The following is an 18,379-nucleotide window of genomic DNA, read 5'->3' on the forward strand; positions in this document are numbered from 1 at the left end:
CAAACAAAACGATTATTGATATACCATAATCGTTTTGTTGTTGTTCCATAGTGGCAACTCTGGTTGTCCTATCGTCTCAATCATTACAAGTTGATCTAACGTATTGGTCAAAAGCAACTCAAGCGCTTGATTGGCTTCTGGTGGCTCAATAGATCCAATGCCTTTACTTGCCATATTTTGCTGTACTTCTGGAGATACAACCGATCCAACATTTCCCCAATAACCCCAGTTCATCACTTTGACTGCACATGAACAAGACTGTGATAACTGGCGGGCAAACGCATCAATATACGTGCAACCAGCAACATAATTACTTTGTCCTGGTAATTTCATAAATGAATTCAAAGAAGAAAAGAATACAATAAAATCTAAAGATTCTTGAGTAAATACCTGTGCCATATTTATACTAATATTTAATTTAGGTGCAAGCCCTGTGCAAAATTGGTGTTCATCCATATTGGCTAGACTACGATCAGACAAGACTAGTGCAGAATGAATCACTCCATCAATATGATCATAATGTTGCTTGATCTGTTGATATGCACGTTGCAATTGGTTCAGATCGGTAGCGTCTGCTGAAATGTATAATGGAGGTCTCCCTAATCGAGCCAAGCGATCTAGCTGAGCTTGAATCTGTGGATTTTGTTCTTTTCGACCTATCCATACAATATTCGCCTTGTACGTACGAATCATATACTCGCTCCATACTTCGCCTATTCCGCCTGCTCCACCGATGATGACATATACTCCGCCTTGACGATAGAGCGTAGATGTCTGGTTTTGCTCATATTCAACAGCAAGTAATTGTTGATGATACCATTCTTGATCACGAAATAGATAAGCATTCCCTTGTGGATCAGGGGCGATCGATACTATATCTGCAACTGGAATATGTGCTTCGTTTTCTATATCCACAAGGCGAATCTGCCAGTGACTGTACTCTTTGGCAAGTGATCCAATATATCCATGTAATGCAGCTTGTGCTGGATGTATACTGTCAAATGGATCAAGCTGTTGTGCTTGATAAGTAATGACTGTTAGATGTAGCGATCGGCTTCCATAACCAAGTGCTAACAAACTTTTGACAAACCGAAAAAATAAAAGAACTTCTTTTTGTTGAGAAGCAATACTTTGTTGCTCCTGTGCATCTGATATCGATTCAGATGAAGCAGACCAGATCACTTGATCTATTTCGCTGAATATCGATAAACGATCGGTTATCTGATCGATCGATTGACCAGCATCTATATTGACTATATTCATATTGGGCATAAAGTCTGACCAGATTTCTGGCACATTAGATTGAGTATTAATGTACACGATTGTTTCTATCGATTCAGATACATTGGTTGTAGGAATACTATCAATTAGCTCCCATACCGGAGTAAACATCATTGTTTCTGTATTTCTTGTAGTCAAAGTATCTATAGCATCAGAAGGCTGAGTTGGAGCATGATGAGATTGCATACGACGTGTCACAAATTCTTTTAATCGTATACATACTGTCCCTTGTCGATTACAAATATCAATATCTAACCTAGGCATAGAATCATTGGGATGACTACCGGCACTATATTGAATATGTGCCCACATTTCTGTATCACAATCCCCTAATACTTCAAGCCTTTGTAAAGCAAAAGGAAGCGATGGTGAGGTGATAGATCCATCAAACCCAGTCGTTAATCCTATAGAAGCTTGTAATGCCCCATCAAGCAACGCAGGATGAAGAATATACGGTTGTATAGTAGATTCAAATACATCTGGCAACGATAATTTGGCGAGCAATTGATTGGTACCTACAGACACATATTGTATCGTCTGATGAGCTACACCATAAGATAATCCCATCGTTGCAAAAGCTTTATAACATTCAGCAGCAGACCATTTTTTCAACTGACAAGCTTGTTGAATAGATTGAATATCTAGCACTTGTTTGTGTAATCCGATATCGAATGTTGCTCTACCCTGACTACATAACAGCGGTTCTTGATGATCTTGTTCACTATAAATCTCATAACTCAAGTCTTGTGCATGTTCTAATTGCAGATGAATATGCACTGACTTAGAAGATTGTTCAATAGACACAGGATTTGCCCATACGATATGAGTTAATGCAAAAGGCACAGGTAGCTCTGTATCTAACCCTTTTGATAATGGCATAGAATGTCTGATCGCTTGCAAAGCCATTTCCAAATGAGCAGCTCCTGGTAATATCGGTACACCTTGTACTTGATGATGTTCTAGAAAAAATTCTGTTCCATTAAATATAGAAGTAAATGTTTGTTGTTGTAATCTTGAATGATTACGGTGTAATAAAGGATGAATATAGTCAGCTATCGAAGCAACTTGAGATTGTACTGATACCTCAATAGCAGATTGTATTGTTGCTGGCGTATACCAATATTTTTCTTTGGCAAATGGATAGACTGGTAAAGACATTCGCTGTGGTAATACATCATTCTCGTTATAAGCTAACGACCATTGAATATCTATACCTTGCACCCATAGTTCTAACAATTGAGGATATTTTCTTTTGCGAATCCATGTTGTGATCGTAGCTTGCATATCTTCGTCTGACCATTGCGCTTGGATTTGCTTGCTATTTGATGTATCGCCTTTATACGTGTTTGTAGATTTGTCGATAGAATGAAGACTTTGTTTCAATTCATCCTTCAATTCGTCTACAGATGACACGATAATGGCCAGACGATAATCCATCGCTTCCCGCCCAACCTGCAAAGTATATGCTATATCCGGTAATTGTTTTTCATTTATAGACGAACGTTCTAAGTATTGAAGTAACCGCTCCATAATTACCTGTAATCGTTCTTCTGTACGAGCAGACAATACAATAGCTACAGGAGGAGTATTGTATTCGTGCTGATCATGTAGTTGCTGGTGAACAGAGGCAGGCATATACTCTGCCACGATCAGATGAGCATTGGCTCCGCCTGCACCAAAAGAAGAAATACCCGCTATTCTCGGTATTTCTTCTTGATAACCATCCTGTTCAATTTGTGGTCTATTCCATGCTGTTAACTGTTGTTGAACATGAAAAGGAGTCTGTTCAAACTGAATATTAGGATTCAAACGATTAGAATGAAGCGATGGTACTAATTGCTGATGTTGAAATTGTAATAAGATTTTACTTAATCCGGCTATCCCTGCCGCACTTTCGCAATGACCGATATTAGACTTGATAGAACCGATCGAACAAAATTGCGTATCTGTAGTATGTTGAGCAAATGCTCTTCGTAACCCTTCGATTTCGATAGGATCACCTAGTGCTGTACCTGTACCATGAGCTTCAATATAACTAATCATACGTGCATCTATACCCGATGTTTGTATAGCATCGGCAACCACTTTCGACTGAAGCGCCGGGTTAGGAACGGTATAGCCTTTGGTTTTGCCCCCTGCATTGATCATACTGCCTTTGATCACTCCATAGATATGATCACCATCTTGTATCGCTTGCTGAAGAGGCTTTAATACGATAGCGCCTACCCCTTCTCCGTCTACAAATCCATCAGCAGATTCGCCAAAGGAACGACATTGTTCTCCAGGAGAAAGCATATTTTTTTCACATAATCGTGCATAGTGTACAGGATCTACAATCAGATTTACCCCGCCAGCAATTGCACAGTCACTGGTGCCACTGTACAAACTGTCTAATGCTAAATGAATAGCGGTTAGCGATGATGAACATGCTGTATCTACAGCCAGACTAGGCCCTACAAAATTAAAACTATATGAGACTCGATTGGCTATAGACCAGTACGATGATCCAGTAGGATAGTTTCCGTTCATCACACCTACAAATACACCTACTTTTTGCGAATCACTTAATTGTTGCGGAATATAGCCAGCATCTTCAATACAAGAATAAGCAATTTGTAAAAATTGTCGTTCTTGCGGGTCCATTTGTTCTGCTTCTTTGGGAGAAATATAAAAAAATAAAGGATCAAACGTATCAATACCTTTGATAAACCCTCCCCACTTACTATAAGAAAATCCAGTTTGCCCTTTTTCAGAACGGTAATGATTTTGCCATTGCCAGCGCTCGGTAGGTATTTCGGTAATAGCACTTTTACCTTGTTGTAGTTGATTCCAGAATTCATCCATATCATCGGCTTGTGCATATCGACCTGCTAATCCAATAATAGCGATATCCGGTTGACGTGAATCTGTTGATGCAGTTGATGTTATAGATTCAGTATCAGGTTCAACTAATGGTTCTGTGATCACTGTAGAAGTATAAGGAATAACCTCTTCTAGCACATTTACAGTTGCAATAGGATCAGTACTTTCTTCGGAATCTGACTCTACTTTTTCTCCCAACATCTTCATCAATGCTTGATAGCGATTGATAATAAAATACTCGACTAACGAGTCTATAGTAGAGTATTCAAAAAACAGCACACTACTTACATGCTCTTCCATGACTTTATTCAGTTCATCTGTTAATTGAATAATTAAAATAGAATCCATACCGTACATTTCGAGCTCTTCACTAACATCTATACTATCGGGTTCCACTTCCAAAATCTGTCCAATGACTACTTTGAAGTGCTCCATACTTTTCTGTTTTACTAACTCTTCGGATTGTTGTGTTGTTGATGTCAGAGTGACTTTGTTGGATACTTCTTTTGTTGTTACAGGTTGTTGGATCATTTTCGCTGCATCATGCTGTTTAGGAGTGGCAATCTCTTTTTTCTGACGAACAATTCCATCACTTATAGCAGTGATTACCTGTTGTCCTAGAAATTCAGTCTCTACCGTGGGATACGTAATCTGCTGATATCCTTCTTGTTCCAGTACATTGCTCCATTGCTTAGGAGTCAGCAACGGACAACCCGGAATACGCAATACCGGATCTTCATACAACCACCATCCTTGAAGTAGACCAAAAGTGACATGATTAAACAAAGAATATTCAATAATTTCATTAATAATGATTTGACCGTCTTTTTTCAATAATGCTTTGGCATTACGTAAAGTTAAACGAATATCGCGTGTAGCGTGTAGCACATTGGTCGCTAAGACTAGATCGTAACCACCTATATTAATCTGCTGATTCAGCATAGATTCTTCAATATTCAGAAGATGGTATGTTAAATAGTCGTAGTGAATCCCATAATGTTTACGAGCATGATTGAGAAAAGATTTGGAAATATCAGTATACGCATATTCTTCAATATATTCTGTATACGGTTCTAATCTGGAAAATAATAAGGCACTTGTTCCACCTGTGCCTGCTCCTATTTCCAAAATACGCAATGATTTGGAATTGCTTTGCTGATTTACTTTCTGAATCTGAGCAATGACCTGATCTGCAACCATATGATTAAAATGATCTGCTATCTTATTGTGCTTGTAGATTCCTTCTACCAAATCCATTGAAGCATGTGAAAACATCAAGTCGGTTGCTGGCTTATCACCATGTAAAATATCAGGTAAAGACAAGAGCATCGTTTCAGCTAGAATTACTTTGGCACGCATGTTATCATCTTTTAACCATTTTTCTTTGTGTTCTGTCCAGTTGTGCCATACTTCATCAGCATGTAGCAAAGGAAACGAATTCTGATCAAAAACTGTTACCGTTTGTTGTAGCCATTTCATATACATTTGATTTGTTTTAGGAAGTAAGTCTAATAGCTCCGCTATAGGCATATCTGCTGTATAACCTATCTTTTGCATCTGCACATACAATAATTGAACAAGCCATTGATTTAGTTCATCCAACTGTTGCTGTTGATCATATAGTTGTTCATTATCAGACATAAAGATCTCCCTTTTCTGATCATTGTACAATCATTAGTTCTTCTTCATTGATATGATACACATTGCGTTCATCTACTTGTTTGATTAGCCCTATCTGTTGACATGGAGAAACAAGCAACCATTCTAATGCTTGCATCGCTTCTTGAGGTTCAATCGAACCGATTCCCTGCTTGAGCATACGTTCACGATAGTTTCTTGATGCTACTGTACCTACACTTCCCCAATATCCCCAATTCATGACTTTGACAGCACATGTCCAACGAGTGGCTAGATATTGCGCAAATGTATCTTTAAACGTACATCCTGCTGCATAATTACTTTGACCTGCTGGCTTAGCAAATGCATTAATCGAAGAAAAAAACAACACAAAATCAAGATTAGCTTTTTGAAATACGTGTTCTATACTGGCACACACATTCACTTTGGCTGTCAACGCTCCGCGAAACCGCTCTTCATCCATCTGCATCAGTGTGTTGTCTAATAAAGAAATTGCTGCATGAATAACACCGTTAATCTGAGGATAACGCTTGATGATTTCTTGATAGACTCTTTCTAGATCATCTGGATCAGCTGCATCTGCACTGATATATTCAGGTGCTGTGCCATACTGTGCTAAATGATGTAAGCTTGCTTCAATCTGTTCATTGATATCACGTCTACCGATCCAAATAATCTTTGCTTGATAATGGCGTATCATGTACTCGCTCCATACTTCGCCGATCCCTCCTGCACCACCGATCACTATATACACACCATTTTTACGATAAGCAGTGTGTTGAATAGCTGTATACTGTACCGGAATAAGTTGCTGTTGATGCCACTGTGATCTACGATAACTTATCACATCACCATCAGGATGAGACGTTAATGAAAAAACACGTTGCCAGTCTATCGTCTCAGTCTGTTCAAGATCAACTACACGAAAATGCCAATTTTTTATTTCTTTAGCCAGTGAACCTATTAAGCCGTGAATGCTACTATGAATAGGTTTAACTTGTTCAGAAGGCGATACCCGTTGCGTATTCATAGTGACTATTGTCCATTCCAATACATGACGATTATCATGGTGTTGAAATAAACTTTTGATTAGACGAAAAAGCTGAATTATACCTTGTTCTTGTCCATATATAATCGCTTCACTATGAGTTACATCTGATGAAATACCAGAAGCTATCCATACTATATGATCGATCTGACCATAAAGAAGTAACGACTGATAGATAGACTCAATATTCTGATCTGTTTTCCATTCCCAGCGTATAGCATTTGGATAATTAGAAGAAAGAGCGATCCACTGCATATCAGAACTTCCTATCACCAGCATTTTTTGTTGATGTATTGCAGTATGTTCTAAGCCTACAACTTCATCTACCGACAAGGTATCCCACACCGGTACAAACATTGTTACCTGTTCAGGTAATTCAGTCAGTGCTGGTACTCGGGATGACTCTAATAATTGTCCTTCTAATGTTCTAGCTGTATATTTTGATATGCGTATACATAGTTGCCCTGAATCATTATAAAGATCTATATCTAACTTTGGCACTTTGTCTTGAGCACTACTGCCTTCGCTCCAACGAATACATACCCACATTGTCGTTGTACAAGCTTGAATATACTCTAACTCTTCCAAAGCAAAAGGTAACTGAGGTTTTCCTTTCAAATGTGTATCCTGTTGAGACATTGTAAATAAAATAGCAACTTGTAATGCCGAGTCAAGCATCGCCGGATGCAATATATAATCGGATAGCGTAGTTTCTATCTTCGCTGGCAGATTTATTTTGGCTACGGCTTGTTGCTTATCTATCCATACATGATCGATACCTTGATGACTATCACCATAATTCAGACCCCATTGATCCAGTTGGTGATAGCAAGTTGTAGCATCCCATTGTTGTTGTGTAGATAACTGCTGAAGTTCTTCAGGATCAATAGTTAATAGCTGAGATTCCGAATAGTTCTTCAGCATAACCATGCCATGACCACATACAGAAAGACTAGAATCATCATGCTCTATAGCAATCTCATAACGTAATTGTTCCTGTGTTGCTGAATACAGATAGATGTGTACATCAATTGCTTGGTCTGTAACATAGATAGGTTGTGTCCATGTTACATGGTTCAAGACAAAGCCAGTCTGAACTTTGGTTAACATCCCGCTCGCTTTTTGAAGAGCTACAACAGCCATTTCCAAGTAAGCTACACCAGGTAACACAGCAACCCCTTGTACCCGATGATCCCACAAAAAGAATTCTTCTCCTGTAAATGTAGATTGAAAAGCAATACGATCTGCTGTTGATTGATTTTGCTGTACCATCGGATGTGAAGTCATCTCATTTTGTATCGATTTTTGCTTTGTTTTGGTATTGGCTTGCAGTCGAAATGTAGTACGTTGAAAGGCATATAAAGGTAAGCTCACTTTGGTGTAAGATTGATTTTTATAAAATACATCCCAGCGAATATCAATACCATGTAGCCACAATTGTAATAACTGTTCTGTATAAGAACCGTTTAAATGGATAACACATTGTTTGTTAGTTATCATGTGATCTGCAAGTAGTTCTTCTACCAATGCAGATGACTCATACTCTGTATACACTAGCTGAGACAACCAGTCAGAAGGATGATCTATTTCAGTAAGCGTATGATTATGCGCATAAAGTATAGAATAATCATGTTGTTTATTGATTTGATTTGGTTGTTGCGACAATGAATGGGCTATACGCTCAGCATCCAGATTAGTATGCATAATAAGTTCCAATGCGTCTTGCTTGCTAAGCATCTCATCATCTAATAAATCTATACATTCTTGCCATGCTTTATGATCAAACGTATATCGCTCGGATAGATTCCATTTTTGTTTCAATTTGCGTAAGGAATACACAATACTTAACAGTATCATCATATTAATCTGAGCGATTGGATAATCACATGTCATTGGTTTATCTTGAATCATCCATTTTATAATATCGATTTTATATTTTTCTTGTATAATCTTATTCCATTCTTCTAGCAATGATCTAAACGTATACTGATGAACATATAACATTTTAGCTTTGTTGATATGTTCTTGTTGAATACGTGATATCTGCTCATATTGCGCAAGTTCTGATAATTGATTGGATAGATATTGAACATATGCAGCATCCCATACTAAAGGTGCGATATAGGTATGATTCCCTGTATATAAAGGAATAGAAGGACGCTTAAGCACCATCTCTTCTTGATTTGCTTGATGAAGTAACAGATTCATAATCGTTGTAATAGGTAAAACTTTACTAATAGCAAGACCGATCCATGTTCCTTTGCCAAATGCTGTCACGAGTTCTGGTGATGTAATTAATTCGATTAACGTATATGCATAACTATATCCACTTATAAATGTATATAATTCGATATCTTTATCAAGCCATACTTCTTGATAATAACCTTCAGTTTGATTAGGATCTTCGGTAATCTGTCGAAGAATATTTAACGTTTCTTCTTGTTTTTGCTTATGCAGAGAACTATACATAGAACTTGATTGAATATCAGCATAACCTCTCCATGATAAGCATGTTGTATCCAAGCTCCAATACGGTTGATCTGCTTTGATAATATGCGAAGCAGCCGTTTGTAGCCATTTTTTGATATCACTGATAGAAGATACGATACTGCCTACTCGATAAGCAAAAGATTCTCTCCCATGTAAAAGTGTTCTACATATATCATGAAATGAATACTCTTTTTCCTCGATATGCTCGATCCAGTTTTTCCAATGGTCAATCAATTGCTCAAGACTTTGAATCGTTTTGGCAGATAATAGAATGAATTGAGTGACAGGTGTAGAGAGTGATGATTCTACAACCTCATGAGCAGGAGCAGACGTATATTCTTCTAACAAAATATGAGAATTAACACCGCCAAATCCAAAAGAACTTACTCCTGCTCGCAAAGGTTGATCTGTATCAACTCGTTCCCATACACTACATTTTGTAGTGACTTGAAATGGAGTAGAGTCAAAATCGATCATCGGATTCAGTGTTTTGATATTTAGAGAAGCCGGTATCTTTTGGTGTTTCATCATCATTAACACTTTAATGATCCCAGCCATTCCAGCTGCACTTTCAAGATGTCCGATATTGGTTTTGACCGAACCAATCTGACAATATCCCTTATCTGAAGTATCTGTACGAAACGCTTGAGTTAAAGCTTCGATTTCTATCGGATCGCCTAGCGATGTACCAGTACCATGAGCCTCAATATAATTGATAGTCGATGCTTTTACACCAGCAGATTGATAAGCGGCTTGAATAACTTGTTGTTGAGATTCCATTTTGGGAGCAGTTAAAGAAACGCTTTTCCCGACATGATTCACAGCCGATCCCCGAATCACTCCATAGATATGATTCCCGTCCGCTACCGCTTGATCTAGTCGTTGTAACAAAAGGACTGCAACCCCATCGCCAGGCACATACCCATTCGCTTGTTGATCAAATGTTTTGCATTGACCATCTGAACTAAGCATTCGAGATTGAGCAAAAGAAACATATTTCATAGGATGAAGATTTAGATTCACAGCCGAAGCGATAGCATAATCACAATCACCATGAATTAATGCACATCTGGCTTCATGGACAGCCACCAGTGATGAAGCACAAGCTGCATTAATAGGCATACTTATCCCTTTTAAATTCAAAATATAAGATATTCGATTGGTTAACAGACTTTCATATGTACCTAGACAAGCGTAACTATCGATGTCTTGCTGATCCAGACTGCTGATCTCTTGTAAATAATCAGCCGACATAATACCTGCGTAGACCGAAGTGATTTGTTGTTGCAATAGTGATAATGGAATACCTGAATCTTCAATACAATGCCATGTTTCTTCTAGCAATAATCGCTGCTGAGGGTCCATATTGTTTGCCTCACGTGGCGAAATATTGAAAAATCGATGATCAAAATCGTACACATGATCGATCGCTCCACACCATTTACTATTGGTTTTGCCTGCTTCCAGTACATCGGCAGAGTAATAGTCTTGAATATTCCAACGATCGGTGGGGATTTCTTGAATAGAATTGACTCCTGCTTCGAGATTGTTCCAAAATTGTTCATACCCATTCGCACCGGGAAAACGACAAGATATCCCTACAATAGCGATATCGGTTCTTTTCGATTCCATTACTCTTCACCTCCGTCAAATTAAGGTTTCATAATACCTGCAAAACGAAGCAAATAGGAAAACGATGGTGACTTATCACTATATCCCGATGTTGTTAGCATTTGAGCTTCTAGAAGATTAGGACAACGACCCATACGACGAAAAGCCGCATTGCGTAATTTGATAAACGAACTATTTTTAACAAACCAGCAGAATGTGTGAGCTGTACTATTTTGCTGAATTAATTTTACATATTTACGTCTTTTCTTTTCATAAGAACGCAACATCGACTCCGAATAATTTTCAGTCGATAATGCTGTAGTCAACGTTTCACTAAGCTCCATAGCACCTTGAATCGCCAGATTCATTCCTTGCCCCAGTGCAGGACTTAATGCATGACAAGCATCCCCCAACAGAACAGCTCCATCTACCGCCCATTTATCTGTATCTAGATAAAATGCCGGAATCGACTGCACTTGTTTAAAATCTGTTATCTGTGTTAATTCCTGCTGAAGATGCGGACAAAGCGATAGCAGTAGTTGGCGTAACGAATCAATCCCATCATCTTTGATACTCTGCCACAGCTCTTTACGAAGGGCGAGATATACACGTGTACGCTTATTAGGCAATGGAAATACTCCACAGCTTACGCCACTTCCAAAAAAGAAACTGGCTTCTGCTGGTGGATCTTCGTCCATATGAAAAGTAAAAGCAAACATTTTAGCTTTTTTCTCTTCGTAAGGATATAAATGGTGTTTGAGCCCTAACTGTTCTCGAATCTTTGACTTGATGCCATCTGATCCTACTACAACTTTGCTATGAATAGTCATTGGTTCTCCATCGGTTGTTGCTTCGAGCCCGATGACTTTGCCATTATCGTATAATAGCTGTTGAGCATTGACTCCAGCATAGAAGTGAACATTAGGAAGCGCGATTGCTGCATTAAATATACTTTCATGAATTTTATGATGATCTCCATTTAGTGCATATTGAATAGGAATATCCATCGTACTGTAATCTCCTGAAAAGCAGCGTATTCCGCCTACTGTTCCATAATGAACTTTGGTGACTAGCGCGCAGTGTTTACGAATTTCCGGAAGAACATCCAATCCTTTTAACAACTCTATCGTCACCGGCTGTAGAAAGTCCCCTTTAGGGATAGGTTTAAATTGTTTTACCCGTTCTACTAGAGTCACATCATGACCTTTTTTGCCCATCGCCAGAGCTAATGAGACACCTGCTATTCCACCACCGACAATCAATACATCTGTATTTATCTGCATTCATTTGGCTCCTTCGCGCTAGAATAAGTTGTAGTTAAAAGCTATGAAGCAAGCGATGATTTAATAAATCGGCAGTCTCTTTCATTAACTTGTCTGCGATTTGGTCTACATGTCTTTGTTGCCAGTGCTCTAGCAGAGTACCTTGTACCCACTGATTAAAAGCACCTAATGCCGGTCCGCAATAGACTTGATAATCTACTTTGGAGTCCCGATCACCACGTAATGCCAATTCGGTAGAATACGTAAAATACCATTTGAATAATAACGCCATTTTGGCTTTGGGATTACGCTCTGCACGCTCAATCTCTTGTGCACTGTACGTTTGTTTAACGTCAGCATAAATATCGGTAAAACTCTTTTTGAAATATTGTTCTTGTAACCTTGTTTTCGTCTTCTCATCTATCTCTTCAATCGCATTATACTGGCGATACAATTCATACAATTTGTTTGCACGTGCCGGGAAATACAATCCCTTTTTTAGCACCTGCACTTTAGCTCCCAATTCGAACATTTCTCCAGCAGGTGCATATTCGGTATCCTGGACATTGATCTGCTGAAGCAATTCTTTGACCATCGCACTGGTTCCCGCTTCGACCGTGCATTGATTAATCGATCCTGTCAAAATAAAATCGGCTCCCATCACGAACACCGCCGCTGCTGCTTCAGGTGTACCGATCCCTCCAGCAGCACCTATTCTTATTTTTCTGCGATAGGAGTACTGCTTCATGATTGCTGTTCGAAGGCTTAACAACGATGGCAACAACGTCATCATGACTGCACTATCGGTATAACCCCCTGAATCTGCTTCTGCACAGATATCATCTGCCATCGGGATCTGTTTTGCCCATTGAGCTTGTTCTGCTGTAATATGTCGACTTTGTACCAATTGATCCAGTATATGTTGAGGTGGCGGGCTCATAAATAAAGTCGCTATCTCTGGACGTGAACATTTAGCAATAATGCGATGAGCTGTTTTTATTTCACTGTTCGAACCAAGTGATAATCCAGATACACGATAATACACAAGCGCTGGTGTTATCGTTAAAAATCCTTTGGCTTCTATAATATTCACTTGATGTTTTAACAAAAGTTCAACCAATTGTTGTTCCATATCTGGTTGAACTTGATTATGTAAAAAGTTAACCCCGTATGACTCTCTATGCTGAAGAGTTTGCTGGATAGCAATAATGTCTGCTTCAATCCGTTCTATCGTTAACCCACCGGTTCCTAGAAAAGCAAGGCAACCGTAGCTAGCCAATGTACTCACCATAGATACAGACGCTATGCCACCATACATTCCCCCTGCAATATAAGCCAATTTGAGATTGTATTCCTTTTTAAATTCATTGCAACCCAGTGTAGAAGCATCATAACGAGGTACGGTTGGTACATTCACTTCATGCGGTTGTTCTACCGTATCTTCTTCTACAATTAATGGGCTAGCATCTCGCTGAATCGCTGCCACCATATTAGTGACTACTTTTCCAGGGCCGACTTGGATAATTTCATTTACTTCTTTTCCCATCAGATAACGTATACTATCTGTCCACTGTACTGACGAAGTGATTTGTTGAACCATACATTCATGCAGATTATTCGATTGATAAGGTCTAGCATATACATTTGAAATAACAGGAATAGCAGGCATATTGAAATCAAATTGATCCAGATACGCTGCAAATTTTTGCTGTACAGTTGCCATATATCTAGAGTGAAACGCTGCACTGACTTTGAGCATTACATAGTTCGTAGCCCCCTGTTGTTCAAATATCGCTTGTGCTTGTACCAGATCATCTTTAGGACCAGAGATCACAATCTGTGAAGGGGTATTGAGATTCGCTATATCGATAGTATGGAATCTGTGCTCTTTGACAATTCGTTCGATATTGCTCTGATCTAATCCGACAATCGCTGCCATTGCGCCACCGCTAGCTTCTCCCATAAGTGCGCCCCGGTATTGTACGATTTTTAGACCAGTTGCAAAATCAAACACCTCTGCTGCTAGTAACGCATTAAATTCACCTAGACTATGTCCAGCCACGTAATCAGGAATTGTATTCTTTTTGATCATGCTGTAATACATCAGTGCATTTACAACATATAATGCAGGTTGAGTAAAAGCGGTATGTCCGATTTGTTTTTGAGGATCGTTCAGACAAAGTTCTTCGATCGAATAACCCAAGATTTGATCAGCTTGAGCAACTAAATCTGGAAATTCAGCAAAATATTCTTTGCCCATACCTTTAAATTGTGAACCCTGCCCTGGAAATACATATGCTCTCATAAGCTTTTCTCCTCCTTGTGGTTGAGACGGTACAGTTGAATAAGGTGTTGAATCATCATCACTATTTATTTGATTGCACAGACGCTCTATATTCACCATCTCATCTCCAGCAGGCGCTAGTATGCTCGATGTAGATGATAACGAATAAGTATCTAGATTGCGTTTGACCAGAGCTGATAATGTACCACCAGGGCTACTATCGATATACAGATGTGACCCTAAAGATTCAATCTGTCGAACAGTTTGTTGAAACAAAATAGGTTGCCTTGCTACTTGCCAGAAATGATCGGGTTGAATCGCTGTAATGAGACCTCCTTGCATACAGGACAAATAAGGCAATGTTGGCTTTTGAAATGATATCGTTTTTAAAAATGATAAATAAGATGACTCTGCTGAATCAATCGCAGATGAATGAAAAGCAAAAGATACAGGTAATAACTGACAAGCAATCGATTGTTGAGCAAGATATTTCTGAATAGATGCTAATTTCTCTACAGGTCCAGAAATAACAAAATGCCCATCATAGTTGACGGACACCAGTGTACAATATTGTATTTGTGGTAGTTGATCATAGATAGCAACAGAAGATAACACAGTTAACATAGACCCGGACGAGCTATATTGTTCAAAGCATTTTGCTTGCTGAATAACACATGTAAGAGCGGTAGGAGCATCGAATACACCTGCAATAGTAGCCGCTGCAAATTCACCCAGGCTACTGCCTAACACATAATCGACTTGGATACCGCGTGTAATTAATACTTGTGCCAGTGCATATTCAACCATAAAAATAGCAGGATGAGATAGCAACGTACGTGTGAATTGCGGACTATTCCGAAATTCATTATTGTAAATCGTATGTACAATAGAAATATCTATCATATCTATCGCTATTTTGTCCAAATCAAGCATAATCTGACGATACTGCTGATCTTGATCAAATAACTTTTTTCCCATTTGATAATATTGAGAACCTTGACCAGAAAACATAAGTACGTTTTTTTTATTCATCTGCTACCTCCCGTCTATGTTGGTTGATTGGCTTGATTTTGAGACAAAAACGCCCTCGAAGGCATAGCTCTCCCAGGTCGTCTACTGTTATGTACACTACGAAATTTTTTACATATTTTCTTTTGATTTTATGTAACGTGCCGAAACAACGATTAGATATCATCAAAAGATTCGCTATAATTAAAGATAAAATAACTTGCCTGTTAAGTAAATGTCTTTTTGTGTAAAATGGGTAACTTAAAGCGATTTAACATTTGATGTAAACTTAATAATACCTAAATAAAATTCGATATTTTCTATATCCATTTATTTGCATATTATGAAAAAATAATAGTTTTAGTATGTTAGTTAACAATATAAGACAAACGATTGTACGTGTCAATAAGCAGCAAAAGTGAACAAAAAAACTGACCCTTTGGATAAAGGATCAGTTGGTTATCAAATCTATTGATTGCTTATTTAGATAGTTCGAGATAGCGTTCTACTTGTGCAACTACTTCATCGATAGATGAACCTTCTACACTAACGATCGGGAAATCATACAATCCTGTATCCCCATCATTTTGGACACGAACTACACCAACGTCGTATCCTTTAAGTTCTTGATCACTATTTACAAGATCAACTTGATGACCTTTTCCTTCCAATACTTCTTTAATATCGTCAAATGGTTTTTCGACAGCAATTTTAGCCATGATGGTAACCTCCAAAAATGTATTTTTTAATGTTAGCTTGTTCTATTCTATGATTCACCAACTATATGTATAATGAACCATATTGCACAATTTGTTATGATTATAGAGTGTTTATTTATCCTTTTTCCGCCACATAATTGATCACTTAATTCAGTAAGGAGCATACTATTTTGCAACTATTATTTCAAAAAGAAAATCAACTTTCTGTATATGAAACTAATGAGTTTTATAATGAAAAAGGATGTTTTCGGATTCTTCAATTTGCTAATGAAGACATACAAGGTGCGATTGATCTTCAGCATCCTGATCGGATTCTATTTGAGTATCCGCGTGCCATGATTCATCTGATGGAGCTTAACAATTCAGAGTTTCAAGATGTCTTTGTTATCGGGCATGGCATAGGAACGATTGCGAGTCACTATCCGACCAAGTCATTTCGCATTGCTGAAATTGATCCGCTGGTGCTTGAGCTAAGTCAGACTTATTTTCATTACACACTGGATAATGTCCAGATCGGAGACGGAAGAGTATTATTATCGGCTGAAAATGATCACCAGTATGATTATATTATTTTAGACGCTTTTACGACAGCAGGCACTCCTCAACATTTAATCTCTAGATCATTTTTTCAAATGACGGCTACCAAGTTACATGATACAGGATATTTGATGATTAATCTGATTGGTAAAGCTAATCATGATCGGATCATTAATGCGATATACACTACATTGTGTGAAGTGTATACGTATATCGAATGTTTTGCTCTTCCGGCTGAAGGAACATCTGATACGCAAAATATGATTATTATAGCCGGTCATCAACCTATACGCTATCAAGGTCGTCATATGGCTGGTTTTGAGAGCAAGTCACTTGGGCAGGGTTATATTATTGAAGATGAATAAAGTGATAGGTACACCAAAAAAGGACCTGCTCAATGTATCATAGCAAGTCCTTTTATTTATTTCTGCCCTACTGATAGCCATGTTGATATGATCATAAAGCTTATCATGCTAAGATTCACTACAATCTTCCGTTACCCTTCAAATTAAGAACTAGGCTGTGTCCATACTTCATTAGCTGTTTCGATCACTAGACGAATCTTATCCCACTGTTCTTCTTCTGTTAACATATTACCTTCCTCTGTGGAAGCAAATCCACATTGGGTGCTTAGACAGAGTTGGTTAAGATTAACTACTTGCGCGGCTTCGGCTATTCTGGTTTTGAGCATTTCTTTACTTTCAAGTCCTCCATGCTTGGTGGTGACCAGGCCGAGTACTACAAATTGATCTTGAATAAAGCGCAAGGGCTCAAATCCTCCTGAACGTTCATTATCATATTCAAGAAAAAAAGCATCGACTTGTGCCTGAGCAAATAAAGTCTCGGCAATCGGTTCATAACCACCTGCGGCAAACCAAGTCGAGCGCAGATTGCCCCGACATACATGAAGTGCAATCACCATATCATCTGGACGATGAGCTATACTTTCATTGATTAAGCGTACATAGTCTTCGGCTAATTGATCTGGATCAAGTCCTCGACTACGCAAATGCACCCGATGTCTACCACTACACAGTGTTCCCCATGTAGTATCATCTAATTGTAAATAACGACAACCTGCATCATAAAACGCTTGAATCGCTTGTTGATAAACTTTGATAATATCAGCAAATAACTCTTCTTGATCAGAATACACATCATTGCCGTTATAATGCTCTACAAAATGAAATAACGCGGGTGAAGGAATCGTCATTTTAGCAATATGATCTCCTGCTAATTGTTGCAATTCACGAAAGTGAGCTAACATGGGATGATGAGCAAAAGAGATTTTATCTACAATTTGAAAACTTTCTGTGCGTGTCTTGCTATCCTGTCCACCTGTCCCCTGATTGAGATAGATCTTCTGAGTACCTTGAATACCGAGAAAGAAATCTAAATGCCACCAGGAACGATGAAATTCTCCATCTGTAATCACTTGCAATCCCAAAGCTTTTTGCTTGTCTACCAATTGAGCAATTTCTGCATATTCGATAACCGATAATTGCTCGGCATTCATTTCACCTTGTTCATACTGTAGACGAGCATCTTTCAGATCGTCCGGTCTTAAAAAGCTTCCAACAATATCATAGCGAAAAGGAGGCTTGTTTCGTTTGGTACCGATGACTGGATTGAGCATAGA

General features: G+C 38.5%; 7 protein-coding genes. 1 reads left to right on the forward strand and 6 read right to left on the reverse strand.

Going from position 1 to position 18,379, the window contains the following annotated elements:
- Positions 1-12 precede the first annotated feature (12 nt).
- From PQ460_RS12840 to PQ460_RS12860, 5 genes are all read right to left on the reverse strand, one after another.
- Positions 13-5,784 (reverse strand): type I polyketide synthase, encoded by a 5,772-nt coding sequence (locus PQ460_RS12840; protein ID WP_274170028.1) that lies wholly within the window; start codon positions 5,782-5,784, stop codon positions 13-15.
- A gap of 19 nt (positions 5,785-5,803) precedes the next feature.
- The gene (locus PQ460_RS12845; protein WP_274170029.1) at positions 5,804-10,951 is read right to left on the reverse strand and encodes an SDR family NAD(P)-dependent oxidoreductase; all 5,148 of its coding nucleotides are present in this window, start codon (positions 10,949-10,951) and stop codon (positions 5,804-5,806) included.
- 20 nt (positions 10,952-10,971) lie between these two features.
- Positions 10,972-12,213: an FAD-dependent oxidoreductase gene (locus tag PQ460_RS12850; protein ID WP_274170030.1), complete on the reverse strand. Its 1,242-nt coding sequence runs from the start codon at positions 12,211-12,213 to the stop codon at positions 10,972-10,974.
- A gap of 34 nt (positions 12,214-12,247) precedes the next feature.
- On the reverse strand, positions 12,248-15,508 hold the full coding sequence (gene fabD / locus PQ460_RS12855; RefSeq protein WP_274170031.1) for an ACP S-malonyltransferase: 3,261 nt from the start codon (positions 15,506-15,508) through the stop codon (positions 12,248-12,250).
- Positions 15,509-15,963: 455 nt separating this feature from the next.
- Complete coding sequence (locus tag PQ460_RS12860; protein ID WP_273616142.1) at positions 15,964-16,203, reverse strand: YkuS family protein; 240 nt, start codon at positions 16,201-16,203, stop codon at positions 15,964-15,966.
- Positions 16,204-16,373: 170 nt separating this feature from the next.
- Between PQ460_RS12860 and PQ460_RS12865 the strand changes: the two genes are divergently transcribed.
- On the forward strand, positions 16,374-17,105 hold the full coding sequence (locus tag PQ460_RS12865) for a spermidine synthase (RefSeq protein WP_274170032.1): 732 nt from the start codon (positions 16,374-16,376) through the stop codon (positions 17,103-17,105).
- 143 nt (positions 17,106-17,248) lie between these two features.
- Here PQ460_RS12865 and PQ460_RS12870 read toward each other — a convergent pair whose 3' ends face one another.
- Positions 17,249-18,376, reverse strand: coding sequence for a 5-methyltetrahydropteroyltriglutamate--homocysteine S-methyltransferase (locus PQ460_RS12870; protein WP_274170033.1), 1,128 nt, complete (start codon positions 18,374-18,376; stop codon positions 17,249-17,251).
- Positions 18,377-18,379 lie beyond the last annotated feature (3 nt).

Source organism: Paenibacillus sp. KACC 21273, from assembly GCF_028736095.1.
GTDB lineage: Bacteria > Bacillota > Bacilli > Paenibacillales > Paenibacillaceae > Saccharibacillus > Saccharibacillus kyungheensis.